Source organism: Hyunsoonleella jejuensis (assembly GCF_900111025.1).
Classification (GTDB): Bacteria; Bacteroidota; Bacteroidia; order Flavobacteriales; family Flavobacteriaceae; genus Jejuia; species Jejuia jejuensis.
Window position 1 is genome coordinate 437,665 of record NZ_FOFN01000001.1, and the last position, 25,122, is coordinate 462,786.

The 25,122-nt window shown below is 31.0% G+C and carries 26 protein-coding genes; 3 read left to right on the forward strand and 23 right to left on the reverse strand.

All coding sequences use genetic code 11. The annotated features are described in order from the left end of the window. Positions 1-66: 66 nt before the first annotated feature. Complete coding sequence (gene upp / locus BMY39_RS01890; protein ID WP_092574680.1) at positions 67-726, forward strand: uracil phosphoribosyltransferase; 660 nt, start codon at positions 67-69, stop codon at positions 724-726. Here upp and BMY39_RS01895 read toward each other — a convergent pair. Continuing rightward, on the reverse strand, positions 715-1,638 hold the full coding sequence (locus BMY39_RS01895; protein ID WP_092574683.1) for an LTA synthase family protein: 924 nt from the start codon (positions 1,636-1,638) through the stop codon (positions 715-717). The two genes, upp and BMY39_RS01895, sit on opposite strands and share 12 nt — an antisense overlap. Positions 1,639-1,676: 38 nt before the next feature. On the opposite strand from BMY39_RS01895, the gene BMY39_RS01900 reads away from it, so the two are divergent. Continuing rightward, positions 1,677-1,904 carry a DUF6341 family protein gene (locus BMY39_RS01900; RefSeq protein WP_092574689.1) on the forward strand — a complete coding sequence of 76 codons (228 nt, stop codon included), beginning with the start codon at positions 1,677-1,679 and terminating at the stop codon, positions 1,902-1,904. On the opposite strand, the gene purD is transcribed toward BMY39_RS01900, so the two are convergent. After that, on the reverse strand, positions 1,899-3,170 hold the full coding sequence (purD, locus tag BMY39_RS01905) for a phosphoribosylamine--glycine ligase (protein WP_092574690.1): 1,272 nt from the start codon (positions 3,168-3,170) through the stop codon (positions 1,899-1,901). The two genes, BMY39_RS01900 and purD, sit on opposite strands and share 6 nt — an antisense overlap. 120 nt (positions 3,171-3,290) lie before the next feature. Here purD and BMY39_RS01910 point away from each other — a divergent pair, with 120 nt between their 5' ends. Then, positions 3,291-4,601, forward strand: a complete 1,311-nt coding sequence (locus BMY39_RS01910) for a phenylacetate--CoA ligase family protein (RefSeq protein ID WP_092574692.1) — start codon at positions 3,291-3,293, stop codon at positions 4,599-4,601. On the opposite strand, the gene BMY39_RS01915 is transcribed toward BMY39_RS01910, so the two are convergent. From BMY39_RS01915 to rfbB, 21 genes are all read right to left on the reverse strand, one after another. Next, positions 4,582-5,361 (reverse strand): glycosyltransferase family 2 protein, encoded by a 780-nt coding sequence (locus tag BMY39_RS01915; RefSeq protein WP_092574694.1) that lies wholly within the window; start codon positions 5,359-5,361, stop codon positions 4,582-4,584. The genes BMY39_RS01910 and BMY39_RS01915 overlap by 20 nt on opposite strands. Further along, positions 5,362-6,717 carry an undecaprenyl-phosphate glucose phosphotransferase gene (locus BMY39_RS01920; RefSeq protein WP_092574695.1) on the reverse strand — a complete coding sequence of 452 codons (1,356 nt, stop codon included), beginning with the start codon at positions 6,715-6,717 and terminating at the stop codon, positions 5,362-5,364. Between the two features lies 1 nt (position 6,718). Next, the gene (locus BMY39_RS01925; RefSeq protein ID WP_092574697.1) at positions 6,719-7,705 is read right to left on the reverse strand and encodes a UDP-glucuronic acid decarboxylase family protein; all 987 of its coding nucleotides are present in this window, start codon (positions 7,703-7,705) and stop codon (positions 6,719-6,721) included. A 66-nt stretch (positions 7,706-7,771) separates the two neighbouring features. Further along, entirely contained in the window at positions 7,772-8,464 is a 693-nt protein-coding gene (locus BMY39_RS01930) for a WecB/TagA/CpsF family glycosyltransferase (protein WP_245738135.1), read from the reverse strand. A 37-nt stretch (positions 8,465-8,501) separates the two neighbouring features. Beyond that, complete coding sequence (locus BMY39_RS01935) at positions 8,502-9,665, reverse strand: glycoside hydrolase family protein (RefSeq protein ID WP_092574699.1); 1,164 nt, start codon at positions 9,663-9,665, stop codon at positions 8,502-8,504. Positions 9,666-9,902: 237 nt separating this feature from the next. Beyond that, complete coding sequence (locus tag BMY39_RS01940) at positions 9,903-10,355, reverse strand: serine O-acetyltransferase (RefSeq protein ID WP_092574701.1); 453 nt, start codon at positions 10,353-10,355, stop codon at positions 9,903-9,905. Continuing rightward, entirely contained in the window at positions 10,348-11,388 is a 1,041-nt protein-coding gene (locus tag BMY39_RS01945) for a glycosyltransferase family 4 protein (RefSeq protein ID WP_092574703.1), read from the reverse strand. The genes BMY39_RS01940 and BMY39_RS01945 overlap by 8 nt, the downstream gene beginning before the upstream one ends. After that, the gene (locus BMY39_RS01950; RefSeq protein WP_092574708.1) at positions 11,388-12,530 is read right to left on the reverse strand and encodes a hypothetical protein; all 1,143 of its coding nucleotides are present in this window, start codon (positions 12,528-12,530) and stop codon (positions 11,388-11,390) included. The genes BMY39_RS01945 and BMY39_RS01950 overlap by 1 nt, the downstream gene beginning before the upstream one ends. Next, a complete protein-coding gene (locus BMY39_RS01955) occupies positions 12,517-13,767 on the reverse strand; it encodes an O-antigen ligase family protein (RefSeq protein WP_092574712.1) in 1,251 nt (416 codons plus the stop codon). The genes BMY39_RS01950 and BMY39_RS01955 overlap by 14 nt, the downstream gene beginning before the upstream one ends. Next, the gene (locus tag BMY39_RS01960) at positions 13,745-14,119 is read right to left on the reverse strand and encodes a hypothetical protein (protein ID WP_092574717.1); all 375 of its coding nucleotides are present in this window, start codon (positions 14,117-14,119) and stop codon (positions 13,745-13,747) included. The genes BMY39_RS01955 and BMY39_RS01960 overlap by 23 nt, the downstream gene beginning before the upstream one ends. Next, the gene (locus tag BMY39_RS01965; protein ID WP_092574719.1) at positions 14,120-15,166 is read right to left on the reverse strand and encodes a glycosyltransferase; all 1,047 of its coding nucleotides are present in this window, start codon (positions 15,164-15,166) and stop codon (positions 14,120-14,122) included. It lies immediately after the preceding gene. Further along, the gene (locus BMY39_RS01970) at positions 15,135-16,346 is read right to left on the reverse strand and encodes a hypothetical protein (RefSeq protein WP_092574721.1); all 1,212 of its coding nucleotides are present in this window, start codon (positions 16,344-16,346) and stop codon (positions 15,135-15,137) included. Before BMY39_RS01970 ends, BMY39_RS01965 begins: the two co-directional genes overlap by 32 nt. Beyond that, entirely contained in the window at positions 16,346-17,455 is a 1,110-nt protein-coding gene (locus tag BMY39_RS01975; RefSeq protein ID WP_092574723.1) for a polysaccharide pyruvyl transferase family protein, read from the reverse strand. The genes BMY39_RS01970 and BMY39_RS01975 overlap by 1 nt, the downstream gene beginning before the upstream one ends. Further along, on the reverse strand, positions 17,445-18,887 hold the full coding sequence (locus BMY39_RS01980) for an oligosaccharide flippase family protein (protein WP_092574728.1): 1,443 nt from the start codon (positions 18,885-18,887) through the stop codon (positions 17,445-17,447). The genes BMY39_RS01975 and BMY39_RS01980 overlap by 11 nt, the downstream gene beginning before the upstream one ends. 95 nt (positions 18,888-18,982) lie before the next feature. Next, a complete protein-coding gene (locus BMY39_RS01985) occupies positions 18,983-19,486 on the reverse strand; it encodes a hypothetical protein (protein WP_092574734.1) in 504 nt (167 codons plus the stop codon). Between the two features lie 45 nt (positions 19,487-19,531). Next, on the reverse strand, positions 19,532-20,749 hold the full coding sequence (gene wecC, locus BMY39_RS01990; RefSeq protein WP_177176525.1) for a UDP-N-acetyl-D-mannosamine dehydrogenase: 1,218 nt from the start codon (positions 20,747-20,749) through the stop codon (positions 19,532-19,534). Between the two features lie 6 nt (positions 20,750-20,755). Next, positions 20,756-21,880, reverse strand: coding sequence for a non-hydrolyzing UDP-N-acetylglucosamine 2-epimerase (gene wecB / locus BMY39_RS01995; protein WP_092574736.1), 1,125 nt, complete (start codon positions 21,878-21,880; stop codon positions 20,756-20,758). Beyond that, positions 21,877-22,695: a dTDP-4-dehydrorhamnose reductase gene (rfbD, locus tag BMY39_RS15030; protein WP_177176526.1), complete on the reverse strand. Its 819-nt coding sequence runs from the start codon at positions 22,693-22,695 to the stop codon at positions 21,877-21,879. Before rfbD ends, wecB begins: the two co-directional genes overlap by 4 nt. Next, complete coding sequence (rfbC, locus tag BMY39_RS15360; protein WP_177176527.1) at positions 22,692-23,237, reverse strand: dTDP-4-dehydrorhamnose 3,5-epimerase; 546 nt, start codon at positions 23,235-23,237, stop codon at positions 22,692-22,694. The genes rfbD and rfbC overlap by 4 nt, the downstream gene beginning before the upstream one ends. After that, positions 23,227-24,099 carry a glucose-1-phosphate thymidylyltransferase RfbA gene (rfbA, locus tag BMY39_RS02005; RefSeq protein ID WP_092574741.1) on the reverse strand — a complete coding sequence of 291 codons (873 nt, stop codon included), beginning with the start codon at positions 24,097-24,099 and terminating at the stop codon, positions 23,227-23,229. Before rfbA ends, rfbC begins: the two co-directional genes overlap by 11 nt. After that, complete coding sequence (rfbB, locus tag BMY39_RS02010) at positions 24,099-25,118, reverse strand: dTDP-glucose 4,6-dehydratase (protein ID WP_092574745.1); 1,020 nt, start codon at positions 25,116-25,118, stop codon at positions 24,099-24,101. The genes rfbA and rfbB overlap by 1 nt, the downstream gene beginning before the upstream one ends. Between the last annotated feature and the right edge of the window lie 4 nt (positions 25,119-25,122).

Genomic DNA, 25,122 nt, shown 5'->3' on the forward strand with positions numbered 1-25,122 from the left:
ATTAAATTTAGACCACAAATATACTTATATTAGTTAACTTTAGCATTCTAAAGCTTATCATAAAATATGCATGTTCGTAACCTTTCAAAAGAAAACTCAATATTAAACAGGTTTATTTCTGAAATACGAGATATGGACATACAGAAAGATAGTATGCGATTTAGAAGAAACATAGAACGCATAGGGGAAATTTTAGGGTATGAAATGAGTAAAACCCTGCGCTACAGAGCAAAAGTGGTTACTACACCTTTGGGTAATTTTGATACATACGACTTTGATAATAGCATTGTACTTTGCTCGATTTTAAGAGCTGGTGTACCCCTGCATAACGGACTTTTAAATTATTTTGATACTGCCGAAAATGCTTTTATTTCAGCATACAGACACCATAAAGCACACCCTGAAAATTTTGAAATTGTGGTGGAGTATTTGTCTTGTCCCGATTTATCAAATAAGACACTAATTTTAGCTGACCCCATGTTGGCTACAGGTCAATCTATGTTAGCTACTTTTGAAGCATTACAGCCTTTCGGGGTCCCAAAAAATATTCATCTAGTAAGTGTAATAGGAGCACAGGAAGGCGTAGATTTTGTATCAACTAAATTTCCAGAAAACACACATCTTTGGATAGCTTCAATCGATGACACACTAAACGATAAGGGCTATATAATTCCAGGCTTGGGAGATGCTGGCGATTTGTCTTTTGGTAAAAAACTACAGAAATAGAAGTGCTACAGGTACTATTAGCAGTACTAAAAAAAACACTTCCTTAAACCATTTTTCTCTTATTACCTCAATATAGCTAGATATGATAATAGCCAATGGCGCAAATACAAATAAGAATTCCCCTCCACTTTTTTCCGGTGCAATTATCAATAATAAGAATGATATAATTACAGTCCAAATTATAAGATAAAATGCTGGTCGCAGTGACTTTTTTTTCAGATTGATGCTTTTTATGTAAAACAATAATGACCAGAGGCCAAACGAAAAAAATAATGTAAGTGCTACCAAAAATTGAGGGGTGTTGTACACGCTGAAGTCGAAACTAATTTCAAAACCATTAATGAAATGGCTTGTCAATTCATAATTAGCGAAAAAACAAATGCAATACGCAATAAGTAATACAGCTACAATAGCAGTTAATGGAATAAGCCAATTTCTTAGTTTATTATCGGTATATAAAAAAACTGCAACTGGTATTAATATAAGAAATACGCTGGCCCAAGCATAACATATTGCTGCTAGTGTTATCCAAAACGCAGCGTCAAACAGCTTTTTTTTTATGCTTTTCTGGGAACGTAAACTAATAAGACGTCTTAAACTAAACAACAAAAATATATTCGCTAAAAGAAGTTTTAAGCTACCCGTTGTTTGTGGCACCATAAGTAAAAACGAAGCATATAGTACAATTTCAAAATTATTGGTCTGGGTTAAGTTATTTTTCCCAGAAACAAAGTTTAAAACCAACATTGAAAAGTAACCGAACAAAAAAAGGACACTAACAATTAAAAGGTTATTGAAACTTATAGCGTAATTTCCAATCTTAAAAAATGAAATAGAACAAGCAATGGCAATAATAAAAAAGACAATTATAAAATTAATTGGCTTAGATTTATTAAAAATGCTTGTAATCATTAACTGTTTTTGTATTTTTGCTTCGTAAATATACTAATATGAAAGACTTCTTTTACGCTATACAAGATTTATTTGTTAATGTGCTTTTTGCGCCATACGATGCACTAAGAGCATTAGAATTGGATAACTGGTGGCTTGCAAATACCGTATCATGGATTTTTTCCATTATATGTGTAGTTGCCATAGTTTATTGGATGAAGCAACTAAGAATATTTGATAACAACAACGAAGAAGATAAGAGTATTTCTTCGCACTCGTTTTTATAAATCGAATCCAATATCTTTACGATAGTTCATCTTATCAAAATGTAGTTTTTCTATACTTTGGTAAGATTTTTTTATGGCCTCTTGGTAAGTTTCCCCATAAGATGTTATTGCCATAACACGACCACCCGAAGTTATAATTTTACCATCTTTTAATTGCGCTCCAGCATGAAAAGGAATGGAATTTGTTATATTTTCTATTCCTGTAATTTCTTTACCTTTCTCGTATGCCTCAGGATATCCTCCAGAAACGAGCACAACAGTGGTAGCCGCACGCTCATCAATTTCAATATCAATTTTATCAAGAGTTCCGTTAGCCATGGCTTGTAGTATTTCCACTAAATCGTTCTTCAACCTTGGAAAAACTACTTCGGTTTCAGGGTCGCCCATTCGCACGTTGTATTCAATAACTTTTGGGTCGTCTCCAACTTTAATTAATCCAATGAATATAAAGCCTACGTAAGGCAAATTGTCTTTCTTTAAGCCCTCAACGGTAGGTTTTACGATGCGCTCTTCAATCTTACTTAAGAACTCATCTGTAGCAAAAGGCACTGGAGACACTGCGCCCATACCGCCAGTATTTAAACCAGTATCGCCTTCACCAATTCGTTTATAATCTTTTGCTGTGGGCAATACTTTGTAATGTGTGCCATCGGTTAGCACAAAACAACTTAGCTCTATCCCATCTAAAAACTCTTCAATCACTACTTTAGTACTGGCATCACCAAATTTAGCATCAACAAGCATGCTTTTTAGTTCTGCTTTAGCTTCATCTATATCATTTAAAATCACTACACCTTTCCCAGCGGCTAATCCATCTGCCTTCAATACATACGGCGGTTTTAAGGTGTCTAGAAATGTATACCCTTTTTCAACGGTATCTTTAGTAAAGCTTTCATAAGCTGCAGTTGGGATGTTATGACGATACAAAAATTCCTTAGCAAATTCTTTGCTACCTTCCAGTTCTGCAGCTACTTTTTGTGGCCCAATAACTGACACATGCTTAATCTCATCATCATTCAAAAAATAATCATGAACTCCTTTTACCAAAGGATCTTCTGGACCAACAACAACCATATCAATCTGCTTATCCAAAACTAAGGCCTTAATCGCTTCAAAATCGGTAACACCAAAATTTACATTAGTTGCAACCTCAGCAGTTCCTGAGTTTCCTGGTGCAACGTATAGATTTTTAAATATATCACTTTGAGCAATTTTCCACGCGAAAGTATGCTCTCTTCCTCCCGAACCTAGTATTAAAATATTCATGTGTTTGGTTTTAGTTTCCCTTTGAATGGGAAAAACAATTTTAAGTTTGCGCAAAAATAAAATTAATGCTTCTAATACACGAATATTTTTTATTTACTTTACACCAATACAGGTTTTAAAGTGAATTTATTTAATCTTACATTAAAATTAAAAGGATTTCCTATTGATAAGGCTAAACGCGACTTATCCGAAATTCAATCTAAAACAGACTCTGAATACAAAACATATTTAAGCTCTAGAAAAAAACAGATTGTTGCCTATCATTTAAAACACAATAGGTTTTATAAAAACTTAACTGAAGGTATAGATACTAGCGAATGGCACAACCTTCCAGTAATTAAAAAAAGTGATTTACAAATTCCATTAGCTGAAAGACTATCAGACGGCTTTACTGTAAAGAATTGTCATATTCATAAAACATCAGGCTCTTCTGGAACACCTTTAATTTTCGCAAAAGATAAATATGCTCATGCGCTTTCTTGGGCAAATTTTATAGATAGATATGCGTGGTATGATATTGATGCGACTGCCTCTAAACAAGCTAGGTTTTATGGTATTCCGCTAAAAGGTATAGCGCATTATAAAGAACGCTTGAAAGATGTTTTAGCTAACCGTTTTCGGTTTTCGGTTTTCGATATGAGTGAAAAACAATTAGAATGTAACTTAAAAAAATTTGAGACTATACCATTTGAATATATAAATGGTTATACCAGTGCTATTGTACAGTTTGCTAAGTACTTAGAAGAAAAAAATAGTGTTCTAAAAGATGTTTGTCCTACACTTAAAGTCTGTATTGTAACAGCTGAAATGCTTTTTAAGGATGACAAAATCTTATTGAAAAAACACCTTGGTGTCCCTATTGCGAACGAATATGGTTCTGCCGAATTAAGTTTGATTGCCTTTAATAATCTAGATAACGAGTGGATAGTTAATACTGAAGATTTATTTGTTGAGGTTTTAGATGATAATGACAATCCTGTTCCTATTGGAAAAGAAGGGCGTATAGTAGTTACTTCACTTTACAATAAAGCGCACCCTTTTATTCGCTATGACCTTGGCGATGTTGGGACGTTCCATGAAAACAGTACTATTAACAAGCCTATTTTAAAACGTGTTACAGGTAGAACTAGTGATATTTTGGTGTTACCAAGTGGAAAAAAAGCTGTTGGCTTAACGTTTTATTATGTGACTAAAACGGTAATTGAAGATGATGCTAACGTAAAAGAATTTATTATTGAACAACATGCCTTAGATACTTTTAAAATACTTTACACCAGTAGAGAAACGCTTTCTGAAACTAAAATAAAAGCCATAAAGAAAGCCATAGCAAGCTATTTAGAATCTGGCTTAAATGTTAGTTTTGAAAGAAAAACAGCATTAAAACGCACTAAAGGCGGTAAGCTAAAACAATTTACATCTTTTGTGAAGTAAGTGTTTGTTGAGATTTTACAAAAAAGTATTCGAAAAGGAAAACAATTAAATAGTAGGTAGATTTTAATTTAGAAAACCCAAGACCTTTGTAGAAAACCAAGTAATTGTATTTTAAAAGATTGAGTTTGTTTGAAGACATTGAGTTTTTTCTAACCCTATATAGGGCCAGCGATTCTTCAATGCCAAGTGCGGGCACACCACTTTGTTCAACAGCGTTTAACCATAACAACCAGTCTTGGCGTTTACGCAAATTTGGCGCGTATATTTTGCCTAGGGCTTTGGCATTATACATACCTGTTAGGTTGCCAACATAATTACATTTCAATAGTTTTTTATAAGAAAGCGACGGCAAAGCTTTTACTCTTTTATGTAATGTGTTTCCAACTTCATCCATTAAGTCATAGCTTGAAAAACAAACATTAACCCTATTCTCCTGCATAAATTTAAGTTGTTTTTCAAGCTTATTCGGCTTCCAAAGGTCGTCTGCATCCAAAAATGCAATAAAGTCTCCTGAGGCTTCTTCAATACCCCTATTTCTTGTTATTGCAGCTCCTTGGTTGGTTTTATTTTGAAATAGTTTAATGTTTGTGTGATTAGAAGCGCATTGATTAATAATTTCTACAGTGTTATCGGTGGAGGCATCATCAATAATTATGAGTTCCCAATTCGAGTAGCTTTGATTTAATACGCTTTGTATTGTATCTTTAATATAGAGGTGGGAATTATAAGTTGCAGTTATTACAGAAACTAGTGCTGCCATCTAGTATGCTTTTTTCTCTCCCCTTAGTGCATTTAAGAAAGTCTGGACTATGATTTTTATATCTAGAAGTAAAGACCAGTTTTCAATATAAAAAATATCATACTTTACTCTGTTTATAATATCCTTATCGGTTTCTATTTCTCCTCTAAACCCGCTTACCTGTGCTAAACCAGTGATGCCAGGTTTTACAAAATGTCTCACCATAAACTTATCTATCTTTCTAGCGTACATGTTTGTATGACTTACCATGTGCGGTCTTGGGCCAACAACGGACATGTCTCCAAATAGAACATTAAAAAACTGTGGTAATTCATCAATACTAGTTTTTCGTATAAATGCTCCCACTTTGGTTACTCTAGAATCGCCTTTAGTTGCCTGGTGCAAATGTGCGTTTTTATTAGGCGTCATGGACCTGAATTTATAGCAGTCGAACTCTTTATAGTTAAATCCGTTTCTAGATTGTTTAAAAAATACCGGGCCTCTTGACTCTAATTTAATTAATATTGCTAATAAAGGTGTTAACCATGATAAAATAAAAACGATTATAAAAAGTGAAAACAAAATATCAAATGCTCTTTTAACAATTTTGTTTATTGACTCTTTCAGCGGAATATCTCTTAAAGATAATACCGGAATATAATCGTAATATTCGTATTTGAGTTTTTTGGAAAATATTTCCTTATTATCTGGTATAAATTTTAGCTCTCTTAAATTGTTATCTGCAAAATTAATTAACTCATTAATCTGTTTATTAGAGAGCTCAGAAACTGAAAAATAAATTTCGTCAATGTCATTGTCTATTATATAATCAAAACACTTGCTTAAAGAAAAGTCTTCTTCTTTCACACTAAATTGCATCATAAACTTATAACCAAAATCTAGTCTTTTATTAAAAATATTTATCAGCTGACGTGTTTTTTCATTTTTTCCTATAACTACAACTAATCTTATATTTCCCCCTAAAACACTCCTATATTTGTTGAGTAAAAAAAAGATTAAAAATTTAAAAAAAGTCAAAACAAGAAAAACAAAAAGTAGATAGTTGCCTAAGTTTATTCTACTAATATTAGGTTGCTTAAAAAACCCTATAAAGGCATAAAGTACAATGGAAAATAATATTGTTTGCTTTAATAAAAGCGTTAATATTTGAATAATTCTTGTATTTCTTTGGATTTCATAAAATCGATTATAAAATGAAATAATGAACCATAACACAGAGATATAGGTGAAAAACATCAATTTATCGGATAGATTGATGTTAAAGAAAAATACAGAGCTATTAATAATAACTAAATCTACCAAAAAAGAAATTGGTTTAATAAATCCTGAATACCTGCCCTGTTTAAATACTTTCAATTTATCTTTTTATATGTTCCTTAAAGTTTTTATGATCTCTCCTATATAAATCTTCCAAGGAAAGACTCTTAAAATACTCAAAAGTAATCCTCATACCTTCTGCCCTAGTTACTTTAGGTTCCCAATTTAGAATTTTTTTTGCTAATGAAATATCTGGCTGTCGTTGAAGGGGGTCATTAGCTGGTAAATCTTTATAAATTATTTTTTGGTTAGTGCCAGTTAACTTAATAATTTCTTCCGCAAATGCTTTTATGGTAATTTCATGGGGGTTGCCAATATTTACTGGGTGATCGTAATCACTTAACAATAGTCTGTAAATGCCCTCTATTTGATCATCCACATAACAAAAGGATCGTGTTTGAGAACCATCACCAAAAACGGTTAAATCTTCACCACGCAATGCTTGCCCCATAAAAGCCGGTATCACCCTTCCATCATTTAAACGCATTCTGGGGCCATAGGTGTTAAAAATCCTAACTATACGTGTTTCTAAACCATGAAATCTATTATAGGCCATGGTTATGGCTTCTTGAAACCGTTTTGCTTCATCATAAACTCCTCTAGGGCCAATGGTGTTAACATTCCCATAATAGTCTTCAGTTTGGGGGTGCACCAAAGGGTCTCCATAAATTTCGGAGGTAGAAGCGATAAGTATTCTAGCTTTTTTAGCTTTTGCTAAACCTAATAAGTTATGGGTACCCAAAGCACCTACCTTTAGTGTTTGAATAGGTATTTTTAAATAATCTATTGGGCTTGCTGGTGAGGCAAAATGCAATATATAATCTAAACTTCCTCTAAGTTCTATAAAATTAGTAACGTCGTGAGCTACAAACTCAAAATTTTCTTGACCTATTAAATGTTCAATATTTTTTTTATCTCCGGTAATGAGATTATCCATCGCAACAACATGATAGCCTTCTTTATAGAATCTGTCGCATAAATGGGAGCCTAAAAATCCTGCTGCTCCTGTTATTAATATTTTTTTCATTTCAAAAGATAATCAGTTTGATTTGCAATATAAATTTTACATTGTAACTCAAGGTAATTTGAATTGTTATTTTTTAAATTTTTGAAATAGAACTAGTTTAATAAATTTGGAATTACCAATCAGATACCTTTTCCACATTCTTCTAGGTTCTTGTAAAAACCTGTAAAACCATTCTAAGCCAATTTTTTGCATCCATATAGGGGCCCTTTTTACTTTTCCGGCTATTACATCAAAACTTCCCCCAACTCCCATCACAAAATTCACTTTTTTAAGTATTGCTCTATTTTCATACAGGAAATTTTCCTTTGTAGGTGAACTTATGGCAACAAATAAAATATTTGCTCCACTATTCGCTATCTCTTTTGCTATATTTTCTTCTTCATTTTTATTGAAATATCCGTTTCTATAACCAGCAATAATGTTCGAAGAATACTTATTTGAATAGGTCTCTACTACCTTTTTTACAATCTCTTCTTTAGCTCCAAAGAAAAATATTTTGTAATTATTTGTATGTGCTAATTCAACTAATCTTATCATCAAATCAATCCCGGCAACCCTTTCTTTTAATGGTTTATTCAAAATTTTAGAAGCCCAAATTACTGCTTGTCCATCGGCATTTATTAAATCGCTTTCATTTACACTTTGTCTTAACTTAAGATCTTTTTGCATTGCGACCATTTTACCTGCATTTACCACTACATGATGCAGTTGTTTGCCTTCTGCTATTGTTTTATCCACTATTGAAAGGGTTTCTTCCATAGTGAGATTATGGATTGATGTATTAAGAATACTAATTTTATTCATTTTCATTAAATTCTAAAAAATAATAGCTTAAAGCATAAAACATCCAAGCTTGTGCCCAACGAATATATGGAATCCTAGACACCACTAACTTCTTTTTTTGATAATAAAAATACCCTTTGGGTGATTGCATATTGTTTGTTGTCCAATCTAAAACCCTATCAATGAGCTCTTTTTGATCATTAAAATTACCAAATTTAGCAAGTGTAACAACTAATTGAGCAGGCGCATGTATATCTACAGGGTATATTTTATTATTATAATATTTCGAAATTCCTTCTGAAGTAAAAAACGTCTTTAAATAATAAGACATTCCCTTTTTAAGGTTATCACTATAAGATGTGTCTTTACTAACCTGTTCATAAATCTTAATACACTCTAGATTATAACCAGTATGAAAATTATCTATCCATTGATGAAAAGGCAAAGTTCCATAAGCCCAAGAGCCATCTTCGTTTTGCTTTGTACAAACATAAGATACTACACTCTTTGCTTCTTTTAATAAATTTTTATCACCTGTATATTTATAAATTAAACATAAGAGCTTAGCGCCAAGTAATCCAGCGTTATAAACTTGAGTTTTATCTTCTGGAGAATAAGAAAACGTATAATTTCCATTTTTATCGTACGATTTGTTCAAATCATTCAACACAAATTGAGATGCACTAGTGGCTGCTTGAAGGTATATTTCTTTTTTAGTTATTTCGTATGCTTTTAATAATGCCTCTGATATAAATGTTGTGGCTACAACGGTTGGCATATATTTAGGTTGAAAAAAGGCTCTTGCTTGCCAATCGAAATTATATCCCCAGCAAGCCCCTGAATACCCCTTAGATTCTAAGGTTAAGATAGTATCTGCTAAAAAGTTTATTTTTTCTAAATACTCTTTTTGTGGACTCTGTATATATAAATTACAATAACCCGTTAAAAACAAACCCAACCCTTTAGGGTTATATTCTTTTTTTACTCCAAACAACTGTCTGAAATTAATTGGGTTTCTTTTAAACAATTGAATCCAAGCCAATCTAAAAAAACGGGATTTGCCTAAAAGCGTTTTTTGAATTACCCAACTATTGAGTCCATCATATGGATCCCAACCTTTGAAGTTTTCCTTTTCGCAATATTCTTTTAGTTTTTTAAAGCTAGTTTTTGTGTCCAATTGTTAATTTGTAAAACTGTCAAATGATATATTTACTTCTCCGTTGTATCATTAGTTCACAAAAACCGTGTAACAATCTGGATTTGTATCCTGTTGAGAATGACTTGATGTGAAAATGAATAAAAACATACAAATATATAACACTCTTGAAATCTTCATTTATATTCTAGTTCTTTATGGTTGTTTCTAATTTGTGCATAGAAGAGCAACTATCCCAAAATACCTATAATTGGTCTCTTAAGCATGATTTTCTCCCTCCTTTGGCACTTCTTTATATTTTATAATTTTAGCTGGAATACCAGCGACAACAACATTATCTGGTACGTTTTTAACTACAACAGCATTAGCTCCTATAGTTACATTATTACCTATTACTATAGGTCCTAAAATTTTTGCCCCTGTAGCTATAAAAACATTTTCTCCTATTATAGGTACATCATAATGACCAGATTTGCCCCCAATAGTTACATTAGTACCTATAACTGTATTAGCTCCGACAACTACTCTTTTATGAATAACCACACCTATTGCACCATACCCAAATCTAGTTCCTTTTCCTAATTTACACTGAAAAGGGATACTAGAATTATAAATTAAAAAACAAATTAATTTAATTAAACTTGGGAGAATAGGAACTTTCCAATTATACAAAATATGGGAGAATCTATAAAAGTAATATGCATTAATCATCTTCTAAATATAATTTTACTAATCTTTCTGCAACATTATCAATGTTAAAGTCACTAAATCTTTTCTTTGAATTATCAGATAAGTATTGATAATTATCTTTATTAATATCATTTATTGCATTCTTTAAGTCTTCAATAGACCTGCTCTCTATTAATTTCCCATTAACATTGTCTTCTACTAACTCATCTAAAGCATTCCATTTACTACAAATAATTGGTTTCCCTAGAGACATTGCTTCAATTATAATTCCTGGATAACCTTCACCTGAATAAAACGTTGGTAACAAAAGCACATCATATTTACTTAAAGTATTTAAAACCTCGTTAGGTTTTAAGGTTCCTTTATATTCTACGCTATAATCTTGAAAGAAATCTGCTGTATAATACTTAGAATCTAGAGGTCCATATATATCGATTATATAATTCTTTGGAAGAGATTTTGAGACTTCCAAAATCACATTAATCCCTTTTGTTGGTGTTACCCTAGAAATAAAGACAAATCTATTGTTAAATCCTTCATTTTTAAAATTCACTTTTGCTACTTTCCGACTATTTGGAAACCATACAAATCCATTAAATGTCTTTTTTTCAAAAAATGAAATCATTCTCTTTGTTTCTACCAACTTAAATTTAGCTTTAAAAATTGTAACATCTAACCAGCGTCTTAATATCCAAGGATATTTCTGATACATTTTATGAAAGTTTCCTCCAAAAAAATGATAAATAATTTTTTTATTTAACATTCTGGAAAAAAGGACTACAAAAGGACCCGCAGAAACATGAAAATCCCAGGATGCATGAATACTAACAACATCATGTTTAAACAAGTGAAAGGGTAGTTTAATGATTAAAAAAAAATAATCAATGATTTGCCCTCCTTTATACCAACGCTTTCTAATGGGAAGAAAAGATATAGCTATATTATCTTTATTAGTAATTTCCTCTAATAGCTCGTATGTATAAGTACTAGCGCCTCCAATTGACCTTGGATCACTTCCAGGAACATTTCCTAAAAATAAAACTTTATTCTTCATTAATCTAAATAATTTATCGACATGGGTACAGCGCTTTTAATTTGTAAACCAACAACTACCAAACTAAAAAAACAATAGTTCACAGAATTTAAAGCAAAGCTAAAAATACTATTCACGGATATAAAAAAAATAAGTAAAACAACTGTAGTATCTAACTTGCTAATAAGTAGTGGAGTCACCAATGCTGTGAATATATATAGAAAGGCGAAAACAAGCCCCATTTCTACAATTAAATGAGGATAATAAGTGTCTGTGGTTGCCAAACCAAATTCACCATACCAATTAAAATTATAGTGGTTATATAAAATACTATTATATTTTGTAGAAGCAGGTCCTCCAAAAGTTCCTGGGCCTTTACCGATAAGCCAAAATTCATTTAAATTCTCAAATACAACTCTATAAGATTCGTTTCTTGCAGATTCTTGATTTATAAAATACCTATTTATTCGTAGCAAGAATCCATCGATTATACCTTTGTTTCCAGTTAACACCAATACTACAACTGTAACTAAAGGTAGAAAAATTAAATTTCGGTTTTTAATTAATAAATAAATTAAAAGTAGAAAGATAATCTTAAGCGACAGAGACCATATTATGAATAAAACCAAAATAACCTCTATATACTTTTTATACTTGTTAAAACTGGATAAATCAACATTTTTAGTTATTACCAATGCGACTAAGTTTATAAAACCGAAAAAATCAAAAAAACCAACAAAACCGCTAGCCCTATTAAAAATCGTATCATTAGCTAGTATTATAGACAGAATTCCATAAACTAACTGAAAAATATCACTTAATAATACATAGCTTAATAAGACTATTAACACTAAATTTTGTTGCATTTTAAGCTGCATACCATAAACTAAGGCTATAATTGGTAATACATACCTTAATCCATCCTCTACCGCTGGTTGCAGTTTGACATTATTGTAAAGAGTTAAAAAAACCAAGTATCCAAGAATGACGGGGATTGAAAATACAAAGATGTTGTTCTGTCTTTTGTACAACATGTTTCCTGCTACTAACACCATAGCGGTAAATTTCATTATTCTACTCGTTTCATTAGACCATTGCTCTATTGGTATTGAAATTAATACCAATAGCAAAGGCAATAAAAGTATGCGGCTATTTTGTTTCACGCCCTAAAAACTTATGTTGAATGTAAATATAAGTGATTATAAAAGCATATATCACTATTCCAATTGTTCTCTGTAAAATAGATTCGGTGAGAAAATAGAGTAGTACACTACTGTAAATAATCAAATTATATTTTATGTCTTTTGTATATAACGTTAACCTGAAGACCATGAAACAATGTAAAATAAATAATGTCAATCCTATTACACCGTAGGAGTATAGAGCTTCTACAAACTGATTATGGGCATTATATGTTTCCTCAAAGGCTTTATTTAAATTATTCATTTTATAAACTTTTCTTCTTAGTTCATTTGACGTATTTGTCCCATTTCCATATACCCATTTACTACCATTCAAGGTCTCGATATTAGACTTCCATAATGCCACTCGTGCATTCACATCATTCTCTAAAAAATTAGTATAAATTTGTTTTATTGAAAGACTCTTTCCTTCCTCTAATTTTTGATTTAAAAATCGATCCCCTAAAAACTGTTTCACAAAAAAAGCTGATGCACTTAATAATAAAACAAGGACAAGGGCTTTACTCAAGTTGTTTTTCAGGCTTATTGCGATATCAAATAATATAAAAACAACACATACTAAAACAGATACTTTAGAAGCAACTATAAGTTGAAATATAAAAAAGCATAAGAAAAAACTATAGTATATTACTTTACTGTAACTAGATTTTTTTTTCATTACAAACCATAGTGATATATTTAATATTAACCCAAAGTATGTCGTATGAATATCAGAGATTTCGGAGAAGTTGGAATAATATAGATAATTTCCAAAACCTTTGGTAGTAAATATAACTCCTGTAACTACATAAGCTAAAAAGACTATTGCGGTTAGAATAGGAAAATATTTAAATATAAAATTGTAGGCTTTTAATACTTTTGTAAGAGGTAATTTAAAATAAATGAATGGCATTAATAATAATGGGCTAGAACGCCAAAGAAACTCTAATCCCTTGTAATATCTATCGGTAGATATTATACCTAGTAGCACAATAAAAAATGGAATTGTTAGCCAAATTAATTGTGCTTTATTAGTCTCTAAAGGCTTGTTACTCGATATTACTAATATTAAACAAGCAAACGATAAAAATAACACAAACGCACTAAAGAACTCGGAGCGGATTAAAACAGATGCTAACGAAGCAAAACTGGCTAAAATTATATGTAACGTTTGCTTGTTTTTATTTCCTTTGAAATCAATAAGAAACCTGAAGTTCATACGGTCCGCTTTTTATTTTATGTTTTTTTTTCGTAATCCAATCAATGTTTTGAAAAAAGTACAGAGTGTCTTTAAATTTTATAGTATTTACTTTAAAATATATAATTTCATTTTCATTTAAATGCCTCATCATATAATAGGCGTCTTTCTTTAAGTTTAAGTTTTTCTTAGAGGTAAAAAAAAATGAATTAGAAAAAACGTCTCCAACTTCTATATCTGAAACCTTTATAAATTTGGTAGTACTTAGCCATTTGAATTCAGAAGTCAAATCTTTATCTAAAGTTACCGAGCACAAATTGAATACTACAATAGCAATACAAATTATAGAAACATATCTTATTTCAGCTTTCATTTATTTGTTTAAAAAAATATTTAACTGATCTTCAAAATTGTTTGGTTTATAAATGTTATTGTAGGCATCTAAAGCCTTTTTAGGCGAAGGGTAATTTTGCAGCAGATTTTTAATTGCTAAATTAAAGTCATTATCGATAAAAACCCCACAATTCCAATGTCTTAGTTCTTGATAAAACTCTATTAAACTTGTACTAATTATAGGTGTAACACCGCATGAGAGATATTCTGCAAGTTTAATTGGGGACGCCACGTTATTTAGCGGAATATTATCCCTAATTAAGAACCCATATTCCATTTTACTTAAGAATGCTTGTACTTCAGAAGTTGAGGATACATTAACTAAAGTAATGTTTGTTTGATAGTTTTTATCTACCATGTTTTCTATCAAAATATTAGCAGCATCATGATTAAAAGTAGCAATAAATAATTTGTAATTAGAATTTATGGCACTTAATTGATTGTAAAACTTCAGTATTTTATCTACGTTTTGCCACTTTGATAACCCTCCTATATAACATAAACTGTTATTGGTTTTTTCCTTTCCATTATAAGCTACTCTTGATTTACAAGGAATAACAATATGAAGCTTACTTTTTGGGCAGCTGTAAGAATCCTTTAAAACTTCAAACATTTGATGTGTTACAACAACTAATTTAGTAGATATACGCAAACATATTTTTAGTATGTTTTTAAACACATAATAGCGTATCTTGTTGTTATTAGAAAGTAAATCCTCATCATCAATTAGTCCTTGAACCCAAAATATTATTTCTTTCTTAGGCGCTAAAATATTTGAGAGAGAACCTATCAAAACCTCCTTTACTGTAATACAATAAATTTTCCCTGAGTCTTTGCTCCTAAGCATCTTAATGGTTTTAAATACGGATTTAACGGCAAATACCCGTTTATCTTTAATCTTTTTACTTCTGCTAAGATATTTTACTTCATAGCCTAATCCTTCAAAATAAGATTCGTGCAGTTTTAACGCTTCAAATACGCTAACACTTATATTTCTAGGAAGTGGAATGTATATTTTTTTGCTCATTAAAACTATTTAGTTTGTTTACAACTATCAAGGTAAGTAAATAAAGAATTGACTCATTAAACTCAAAGAATGTTGGGTTATAATTAATGATAAAAAAAAGATAAATGACCATAACCCGCAAATAAAATGGAGCTTTTTTAATTATGGAATGTAGCCATCGTAATAAGATGAAAATAGGTATCATAGAAAAAAAACCTAATTCAACAATTAAAACAAACAGGCTAGATAATCCATAGGGCGATTTGTTCTCAAACAGAGGTTGCCATTTTTTAATCATTTGCTTTGGTATATTCTCTGTAATTTCAGAGTCAAAAATTTGTCCCGATCTACTCGTGAAATTCCCGTAACCCACACCAAGGAAATAGGTTTCTTTTAACTGTTCATAACCATACTTATACACAGCCGATACACCAATTTCAGTATCAAAAAATCGTTCGTAGTTCATTTGTATTGCTGTATACTCTGTCCCAGGCCTCCTTTTTTCGTAGGCCATAAAAGAAATGGTATATATCACATAAATAATAACAAACATTATAGCTGATAATTTATATATGTTTTTAACAATATAACCTAGAACAAAACTCATTAATAAAATTAATACACCTAAATTAGAAAAGCCTAAATACGCACTAAATATTATGACAGAAATTGTGAAAAACTTACCTATTATCCCGTAATAAAAATTCTTCTTGCCTAGAAAAAATAAATAGGGCAATAAAAAAAATAAAAATCTACTCTTATTATTAGCCATCACAAATGTTCCTGAATATCTGTCCAGCGGATCTATAGAATCTTTTGGAAAAAACAGATCAAAGAATAGTTGAGAAACACAAAATATTATAATTAATTTAATTAAGGACTTACAAATTTGCTCATCCAACTTGTCCATATAAAAAACGAAAATAAAGTTAGAGCATACCAGAATAAGCTGAAAAATATTTATAAAAAATTGATTTCTAAAAACCCCTAAAACAATTATGGTTAAGGATAGCAGAATAATCCAAACCATCTTTGGTTTTACTTTTCTTTTATAAATATAGATAAGCAAAGCGATGAAGATTATACTAAAAGTAAGTTGCGTTGCTTGACTAAAAAAGGCAATATATCTTGAGAGAAACTCAGACAAAAAAACAATTACTAATTGTAATAATAATATTAGGTAGCCAAGTTTTATTTTCACTAAGATGTTATTGTTTTTATTAACGCTAACAGGTTGTTAAACATATCTGTTGCTAATTTATTGTGCTTTTTTACAGCTACTTTTAAACTTAATTTTGCCGTTTCATAATCAATATTTGTTACAATACCCTCTAAATCATCTGTAAAAGGTTGTTTCCAAATTTCCACACCATCTTCCAACATTTCTTTTGTAACCTTTAGCTTAGGCTCTATTTCAATAGCTATACTAGGGATATGCAACAAAGCCCCAAATATTACACCATGAAACCTAGAGGAAATAAACAAATCAAAACTAGATAAAGATGAGATAAAATCTTCAAGATTATGGTTCTCAGGATTCCATTTTATAATATTAAAGCCTAGATTCTTTATAGACATTTCGCAATGAACCTCATCTTTAAAGAGAATAAACTCAACTTGATATTTACTGTTTAATTTTGAAGCTTCCTCGATAACTCTATCCAAATACTCAGCACCTTCTTTAGAGTAACTCCAGTCTCTTAAAATTACGCCTATTTTATTAATTTTCTTTGAATTATTATAAAAAGGCTTGAAATCGATTATATCTGGAAGAAAACATATATCTGTACTTAGAAATGTGTTTGTATTGTAAGGTTTGGTAAAGTTATAACTAAATTTATCTCTTACAAATACGCCGCGCATATTGCTTATTTTGTCTTTCGCAATCTTCTCTATTTCTGATCCCTCTTTGAATGGCCCTAAACCTACTCCTACCGAATATAAAAAATCATAATTCGATTGTTTTGAGATTACTTTTTTCTCAAATGCTAATTGTACCTTCTTAATAAATAGCCTTGGGTTTCTAAAAAGTAGTTTCAATTTACTACCCGATCGTGGGGTGTTTTCAAAAGAAAAAAACTGCGTACCCCCTCCGTAAATAAGTGATCTGAAATAATATTTATGAAATTTCTCTTTTGTTATATAAAATTTACTTGGTATAAAGTTAGAAACGTAATTCGCTTCTTTCCCTATAAAATTCGCATTAATTTTATTTCGTTTTGCCCATTTATATAGAAAATACATTAATGCGTCATCGCCAAAATTATATTCCCCATATGCTCCTCTAATTCCTACTTTTCTATTTTTCATCCTCTATAATTTTGTAAAAACTAAACAAAACGCCTAATAAACAGAATGTTAACATCGCCAGTTTGTAATAAATATTAATAACCAAATTACTAAAAACTACGCCAATTACAGCGAAAAACACAGTCCAAATCAAAACTGCCCACTTTGAATATATGATGTTTAGGGGAATAATATTCTTTCTAACATAAACTGGGATTACAATTAAAATATTAATAAAATAAGCTATAACATACGAAAGTGCCATAGTAACTGCATTTTTTGTCTCCATGAAAAAAAACGTGGTTATTAATGTAAAACCCCAAATAAAATTACTTAGAAAACTAAACCACATTAGGTCATGAACTATCATTATTCGCGACATTCCGTTTTTAAAAAGCACTAAAATGGTTATTATAGCTATCATAAATACAGTGAAACTAAAGTTTTTATCTTTTATATATTCCGCCTTCAAAAATAAACCTAATATTTCTGGAAAAACCAATACGGGCAACATAGCAACAAAGCCTATAACCCAAGGTAATAGTAAGTTTATTTGTCCTATTTTTTTATTATTTTGGTCTTTTGTCATTGAAATAATTAACGGGGCATTCAAAGTATTTACTCCCATTAATAATAAATTATGAAATAAAAATATTGCTGCAAATAATCCCATCTCGCTAAACCCTCGTTCTTGTCTAACTAAAAGAGTTTCTAACCCCCATTTAAAGGGAATGACGGCAACGCCACTTAAAATAGCTGGTAATGTAAAATATTTTAGTATCCATGCTTCACTTAAAAACTTATTTGTTAAAATAATTTTATACTCTTTAAATACTTTTAGTATAAAATATAATGAAATAATAAGTCCTATCACAGTTGCAAAAATAAACCCAATAAACACACCTTCTATTTCATATTTTAACGCGCCAATATACAATGAGATAAATAGTATTACACCGAAAACAGTATTTACAAATGCCAATGCTCTAAATTTCTCAAAGCCCTGCAAAAAACCCAAAGCAACTCCATTCAGTATACTAAAAAACAGAAGTAATGTATTTAACTTAATCACAACTAATAAATGAGGGGCAAGGAGTATATCGTTTGCTAGCCAAGGCGATAGAAGCCAATAAACAAGTGATATTAATAGTCCTAAAACAATTGAAGAACAAAAAGTTAAACTTATTATTTTATTAACCTTTTCTGGGTCTTCATATCGGTGTTTAGGAAGAAACTTGGTTAAGGTAACACCGAATCCAGTTCCAATTATCGAAATAAAAATACTCAAGGTAGATCTTAAAACCCCTATTTCACCATTAACGGTTTTACCGAGTGTGTTTGCGACAAACATCCAAGCTAAAAACATTAGTCCCTTTGAAGTAAATGTTCCAATTAACGACCAAATCGAATTACTTACCAAGCTAGAAGTGTTATTCCTAAGTTTTATTTTCACTAGCTATTTATTAATTAATTATTCTCCGTAGTTAATAAAAGCATTAGATGTGAATACTAATTAATGAAATGCTTTATGCCTTAATGTTTCGATACTTATTCAAACAAAATATCGTATACCTTAATTTCACCTAATTTCCCGGAAGCTTTAAAGTTATTCTTTTGATAAATAAAAAATTCTATACTGTCTAGATATTTTGTGCCCTTTGGTACTCTATTAATAATTAAGTATTTTTTTTCGTGTAGTTGTCTTATTTTTAGATTTGTAAATGCCGTGAATTCTTCTTTTTCCAAGTGATCATAAGCCTTTACTCCCATGCTGTATTTATCAACTTCATTCTCAATTATATCATCATTTAATCTTAAAACAAAATAGAAAATACTATCGTTAAACTTTCTAACTCCAAATTTGTCAACTTTAAAACTAGAATTAAATTCCTGATTAATTTCTCTATAATCCAACAAGCTCAATTCATACGGGTTTAATTCTTCTTTAACATCCTTTTGAGATTCTATATGACTTTCTTCCTTTGTTTTTTGATTTTGTTTGCAAGAAAGACAAGAGAAAACAACTATTATCAATAAAATACGATACTTCATTTCAGTTTAGTTTAGTTTAGTTTTTTGGATAATGTGCTGTTTCAATTAGTTTCCATTCGTTATTCCACAAAAATCTAACACTACTTTATCCCCTGACAAATCAATTGATTTAAACTCTTTATGCGCGACTAAAAAAACAATGATATCTGCCATTTCAGAAGCTTTTCTGTAATCAGTAAGCTTAAAGACTCTGTGTTCTGTGATATTGGGCTCAACAATAAAGTACTCTTCATTATTAGCGTTTTGTAAAACTTTTTGAGCTATATATTTGGCAGGAGACTCTCTTAAATCGTCAATGTTCGGTTTGAAAGCAAGTCCCATTATTGCAATTTTTGGTTTTCTTCCGTTCTTTAATTCAAATTCCAATTTGGCAGTTTGTACCTTCTCAGCACACCAAAATGATTTATAATTGTTTATTTCACGAGCCTTTCCAATGATTTGGGATTCCATAGGATAATCTGAAACTATAAAGTACGGATCTACCGCAATACAATGTCCACCAACACCGCAACCAGGTTGTAATATGTTTACCCTTGGATGCTTATTTGCTAACTTAATGAGCTCCCATACATTAATTCCAGCCTTATCACAAATTAAAGACAGCTCATTTGCAAAAGCAATTTGTACATCACGAGACGAATTTTCCACCAACTTACACATTTCAGCAGTTCGAGCATTTGTTTCGTGCAAATCTCCTTTAATAAATTGTTTATAAAAAGCAACCGCTCTCTTTGTAGAACTTTCATCTACCCCTCCTATAACGCGGTCGTTATGTACTAATTCATACATCACATTTCCAGGCAGCACGCGTTCAGGACAATATGCAATATTAAGTTTGTTTTCTAACTCTGGTCTTTCAGAATATATTAATTCCATCATTTTTTCCGTAGTACCAACCGGAGAAGTAGATTCTATAATGTATAAATCATTTTCCTTTAATAAAGGAATAATCGATTTCGTTGCTGCTTCGACAAATGAAATATCTGGCTCATTTTTACCCTTAAATGGTGTTGGAACCACAACTAAATAAGTGTTTGCATCTATTGGAGTTGTTGCCGCTTTTAAATACCCGTTCTTCACAGCATTAGCCACTGCAATATCTAGTTCTGGCTCAATAATATGTATCTTTCCTTCATTTATGGTATTTACAACACTATTATTAATATCCACACCATGAACATACGTCTTGTTTTTTGCTATTAATGCGGCGGTTGGTAGACCTATATATCCAAGGCCTATCATTACAACTTCAGGTCTAATCATATTTCCTTAAATTTCTTTGATGTAATTAACTATGCGTTCGCAAGCCCTTCCATCTCCATATGGATTGTGTAACTGGCTCATGGAACTATATGCTGAATCACTAGTTAACAAACGACGTGCTTCTTTTACAATTTTACTGCTATCAGTTCCAACTAACAATACAGTACCGACTTCTACAGCTTCTGGTCTTTCAGTTGTGTTTCTCATTACTAATACAGGCTTGCCTAAGCTAGGAGCTTCTTCTTGTACACCGCCACTATCTGTGATAATAAGGTGTGATTTTTCCATAAGCCATACAAAAGCTGGATATGATAATGGTGCTATTAACTTTACATTTGCTACCTCTGATAACAACTCATATACAGGTTTTTGAACATTAGGATTTAAGTGCACTGGATAAACAACCTCACAATCCGGATGTTCTATGGCAATAGTTTTTAATGCCTCACAAATATCGATAAATCCTTGTCCGTGATTTTCTCTACGATGCCCAGTTACTAAAATTATTCTTTTACTTGAATCAATATTCGATTTTAGATTTTTTATTTCATCATCATCATAACCAGACTTTACTTTATTAACACTAAACATAAGAGCGTCTATCACAGTGTTTCCAGTGATTATGATATTTTCTTCCTCTTTATTTTCTCTAATTAAGTTTTGTTTCGATGTGCTAGTAGGGGAAAAATGGTAATCACTTACGACACCAGCTACACACCTATTCATTTCTTCTGGAAATGGAGATTGCATATTAAAAGTTCTTAATCCTGCTTCAACATGGCACACCTTAGCTCCTGAATAAAATGAAGCTATACTTGTAGCCATTGTTGTAGTGGTATCCCCATGTATAAAAACAAAATCGGGGTTAAAACTCTCTAGTACCGGTTTTAAATTAACTATAATATCGGCTGTTAAGCCATATAGATTTTGGTTTGGCTTCATTAAATTCAAATCAAAATCAGGTTTAATCTCAAAAAAGTTTAAAACTTGATCTAACATTTCTCTGTGTTGAGCAGTGATACAGACTTTAGTTTCGAATTGTTCGACATTCTTTTGAAATTGTTTTACCAAAGGCGCCATTTTTATAGCTTCGGGTCTTGTACCAAACACAATTAGTATTTTTCTTTTCATTTTTTATTTTTAAATAAATTCTCTGATTTTGAAGATTTTAAAACCGAATTTTTTGGACGTCTTGCAAAAGTACGATAATTGTTTACTTTAACAAGTGATATACTATTAGACATATTATTTTCTAGTAGAACTTGTTTTGCAAAATCGAACCATGTCATTATTTTTTCATCACAAAAATGTAAAATACCATAGGCCTTGTAATTTTCTTGTATCAACTTAATGATGAATTTGGATAAATTAATAGTGCTTGTAGGACAACCTTTTTGTTCAGTTGTAATACAAAGTTCCTTCTTTGTTGTAGCTTTTTTAACAATGGTTTTATAAAAATTATTACCATATTTACGACTATATAACCACGACGTCCTAATTATAAAATACTTATTCAGTATATTGTGTATATAATTTTCTCCTTCTAATTTAGATTTCCCGTATTCGTTAATAGGATTAGGTTTATCGTTTATTGTATAAGCACCTTTCTTTTCTCCATCAAACACATAATCTGTTGAAACATGTATTAAAACTGTATTGGTTTCTTTGCATTTATAGGCTAAATTTTTAACGCCTTCGGCATTTATATTATAAGCTAATTCTGGGGTTTTTTCAGCTTCCTCAACATTAGTGTACGCTGCACAATTAATACAATATTCGAACTTATGTTTATCAAAAAAGTTATCAATGTTTTTGATATTTGTTATGTCTAGCTCTTTTTTAGAAACAAAAACAAAATCCAATCCTAATTTATTTACTGCGTATAGCTCTTTTATTGTTTGACCTAATTGTCCATCAGCTCCTGTAACTAAGACGTTTTTTTTCATTTAAAAAGGTTCTCAATAGTTAATAACCTCTTATCTTTTTCAGAAACAATCATGTCTTCTTCAGGGAAATTCCAATCTATATCTAGCGTATTATCGTTAAATATAATACCTGATTCTGAATTTACATCGTAATAATTGTCACATTTATACGAAAAAATAGTGTCATTTTCTAAAACTAAAAATCCATGAGCAAAATTTCTAGGAATATATAATTGTTTTCTATTCTTATCGTCTAAATATATTGAATAGTACTTTCCGAATGTGGGGGAATTTTTTCTTAGATCTACACAGACATCTAAAACTTTACCTTTAATTACTTGCACTAGTTTTGCTTGTGCTGAATCACCTGTTTGAAAATGAAGCCCTCTTAGCACACCAACAGAAGACTTTGATAAATTGTCTTGAACAAAAATAGTTTTAACGCCTGTAGCTTTAGCAAAGACCTGATCATTGAAAGCTTCTAAAAACCAACCTCGTTTATCTTGATAAACTTTAGGTTTTATTACATAGCACCCCTTTAAAAAAGTTTCTTCAATTTCCATTTTCTTTAATGATATGATGAAGATAATCAGCATACCCACTCTTTGATAAAGGTTTTGCTAATTTTATAAGTTGATCTCTGTTAATAAAACCCATCGTATACGCAACTTCCTCTATACATCCTATTTTTAACCCCTGCCGCTCTTCAATAACTTGAACAAACTGAGAGGCCTGCATTAAAGATGCAAACGTCCCTGTATCTAACCAAGCAGTACCTTTATCTAATATCTGTACATTAAGCTTACCTTGTTTTAGATACATCTTATTTATATCTGTTATTTCTAATTCTCCTCTTTTACTTGGTTGAATTTGTTTTGCTATTTCAACTACGTCATTATCATAAAAGTATATGCCTGGTACGGCAAAATTAGATTTTGGGTTTTTGGGTTTTTCTTCAATTGATATTACTTTGTTATTCTCGTCAAACTCAACTACGCCGTAACGTTGTGGATCATGAACATGATAAGCAAATATAACTCCTCCTATAGGCTGCAATAGATTTTGTAATGTTTTATCTAAACCAGAACCATAAAATATATTATCTCCTAAAATTAATGCAACACCGTCGTTACCTATAAAGTTTTCACCGATAATAAAAGCTTCCGCTAATCCATTAGGTTCTTCTTGCACAGCAAATTGAAGTTTACAACCATAATCACTTCCGTCACCTAAAAGTTCTTTAAATTTTGGCAAATCTTTTGAGGTGGAAATTATTAGAACCTCTCTAATACCTGCAGATAACAGTGTGGTAAGCGGATAATAAATCATGGGCTTATCATAAACAGGCATCAATTGTTTGCTTATTACTTTAGTAATTGGATATAATCGAGTTCCTGAGCCTCCTGCTAATATAATTCCTTTCATTATACCTTATATTTTTGAATATACCAATTGACAGTTTTTCTTATACCTGTTTCAAAATTTTCTTTTGCGTGCCATCCTAATTCTCGTGTAATTTTAGTAGAGTCTATTGCATACCTAAAATCATGCCCTGGCCTATCTTTAACAAAGGTTATTTGTTCATTATACGATGTCGATTTTGGTAAAATTTCATCTAATATGTTGCATATTGCATGTGCTATATATAAATTATCTCTTTCGTTGTTACCTCCGATATTATAAGTTTCTCCTGTTTCGCCTTGGTTAAATGCTAAACAAATTCCTTCGCAATGGTCTTCAACATACAACCAATCTCGTATGTTTTTACCATCACCATAAATAGGAATATCATCACCATGTAAAGCCCTCTTAATAATTGTTGGTATCAATTTTTCATCATGTTGTTTTGGACCGTAATTGTTTGAACAGTTAGTGGTAACAACATTTAATCCATAGGTGTGAAAATAGCTTCTTACAATGAAATCTGAAGATGCTTTTGATGCACTGTATGGGCTATTTGGAGCATATGGTGTTTGTTCTGTGAAAAGACCTTCTTTACCTAGGCTACCATAGACCTCATCCGTTGATATATGGATAAATCTCGATTTTAAATGTTCTTGTTTTACTTGATGCGGCGATTTCATCCAACAGTTTCTGGCTGCATCAAGCACGTTGAAAGTACCCAAAATATTCGTATTGATAAATATTAATGGTGATTTTATAGAGTTATCGACATGTGATTCAGCCGCAAAGTTTATAACACCCTTGAAGTTATACTTATCAAATAAACTATTAATTAATTTTCTGTTACAGATATCCCCTTTTACAAATTTATAATTTGAATGATGACTGACCTCTTTAAGATTAGATAAATCAGCTGCGTAAGTTAGCTTATCAATATTTACAATTTTAACATGTGGATAGCTATTAAGGTATTTAACAATGAAGTTAGATCCTATAAAACCAGCTCCCCCAGTTACTAATATGTTATCAAAAGCTTCTATTTTA